Origin of the sequence: Flavobacterium sp. (genome assembly GCF_043778725.1) — a bacterium.
In the GTDB taxonomy this organism is placed as follows: Bacteria; Bacteroidota; Bacteroidia; order Flavobacteriales; family Flavobacteriaceae; genus Flavobacterium.
Window position 1 is genome coordinate 1 of sequence record NZ_JAYWFT010000058.1, and the last position, 2,197, is coordinate 2,197.

The window sequence follows — 2,197 nt, forward strand, 5'->3', positions numbered from 1 at the left end:
AAAAAATATATCATGAAAAAATTATTACTTTTATTATTATTGACTTTTAATGTAGTGAGTTATTCGCAGTTTACTCAAAATTTTGATGCTGGTACAACCGCACCTGCTGGATGGACAGTTTTAAATGCTGGAGGAGCAAGCACATTTATTTTTGGAGCAGGAGCACCAGGTTCAGCGTTTTCTGCACCAAATGCGGCACAAATAAATTATGATGCTATTGCACACAACGACTATTTAGTAACACCACAAATCACTGTTACTGCTGGAGTTTCAGACCGATTAACTTATTATGTAAAGAATCAAGACCCGGCTTTTGTAGAACAATATGCTGTAAAACTATCTACAACAACTGCAGTTGCAGCAAGTTTTACAACTATTTTGAGAGCGGTAGGAAATGCTCCTAATACATGGACGCAAGTTATCATTGATTTAACACCATACATTGGTCAACAAGTATTTGTTGGATTCCAAGCTGTTTCTACTGATAAATTTAGGCTTTTGTTCGATAATATAAATAATGACAGTCCGCCATCATGTGAAGCACCTTCAATTGGCTCTGCTGTAGTTAATTCAACAACATCTGCAACTTTAAATTGGACTTCTACAGTTGCAGATGTTGAAGTCTTAGTTCAAGCACAAGGCGCAGGAGTGCCTTCAAATATAGATAATACAGGAACAAATGTAAATGGAAGTACTTTAACTGTAAGCACTTTAACAGCAAGTACAAACTATGAGTTTTACGTAAGAAGTGAATGTACTGCTGCTTTTGAATATAGCACTTGGTCAGGTCCTTATTTGTTTAATACATTTCCGGCACCAAATTGTCCAAATATGTTAACACCAACCAATAACAATACTAACGTTGCGTTGGCAAATAGTTATTCAGTTTCTATGACTTGGTCAGCAGCATCAACAGGTTCTCCAAATGCCGGATATAATATATATTTAGGCGCTTCAGCGACTACACTAGTAAAATTAAATGCTACAGTTTTTGCAGGAACAACAGTAAATATTACTGGAATGGAATTTAACACTGTTTATTTTTACCAAATTAGAGCAGTTAGTAGTAATGGTACCGAATCAACAAATTGTACAACATTCACATTTACAACTGAAGATCCCTTTGCACCATATTGTTCACCTAATAGATATGCACAAGCAGCAGAGCCTATAACTTCTGTAAATTTTGCGGGAATAAATCAAACATCTCCAAACGCGCTTGCAACTGCTATTACACATGAAAATTACACTTCGGTTACTGGTCAAGTTACAACTGGAACTTCTTATCCAATAACTCTTAAAGGTAATACTGATGGTGCGAATATTAACAGATTTATTGTATTTATAGATTGGGATCAAAACGAAGTTCTTAACGATGCTGGAGAAGTTTACTTTAGCGGAACTACTGATATGAACATTGTAAGTTCAACAGGAGTGGATACGGTAGAAGCAGTTGGTAGTATTTTAGTACCAGCAACAGCACTGTCAGGTACAACTAGAATGAGAATTAAAAAGATTTTTGGAACTACCAATTTCACAAATCCTTGCTTAGGAGCAGACTATGGTCAAACTGAAGATTATTCTATCAATGTAACTAATTTATCAACATCTACTTTTGACAATGCAAGTTTCTCAGCACAACCAAACCCCGTAAAAGATATTTTAAACTTGTCTTATAACAAAAACATTACTAGTGTTGCTGTTTACAACTTGCTAGGTCAAGTAGTTATCAATAGAGCTGTACACAATACAGAATCAAAAATTGATATGTCTGAGTTAACATCTGGTGCTTATATGGTAAAAGTTACCGCTGACAATCAAGTAAAAACTATTAAAGTTATTAAGGAATAATCTTTATAAAATAATTAAAAAGCCATTTACAGTTTGTTGTAAATGGCTTTTTTTATAAAAAAAATATTAAGTAAATTAGCAAACTAGAACAAATAAAATATTTTAATTAATTTTATTTGTAATCAAAAAAAACATGAATTTATCCCAACAACAATGGACAGAACAATTAAAAAATGATAATAATGCAATTGTTATAGATGTTCGCACACCAGAAGAATTTGAAGATGGTTATATAGTAAATGCCATCAACATCGATATTTTTAAAGGTCAAGGTTTTATATATTTGATAGAAAAGCTGGACCAATCAAAGAATTATTATGTTTATTGCAAAGCGGGTTCTCGCAGC

2 protein-coding genes are annotated in these 2,197 nt (G+C 33.4%); both read left to right on the forward strand.

All coding sequences use genetic code 11. From position 1 onward, the window contains the following. Positions 1 to 1,851 (forward strand): choice-of-anchor J domain-containing protein (locus ACH2CG_RS04840; protein ID WP_395062759.1); only part of this gene is annotated, 1,851 nt, incomplete at its 5' end. 133 nt (positions 1,852 to 1,984) lie between these two features. Next, on the forward strand, positions 1,985 to 2,197 hold a 213-nt coding region (locus ACH2CG_RS04845), incomplete at its 3' end, for a rhodanese-like domain-containing protein (RefSeq protein WP_395062761.1).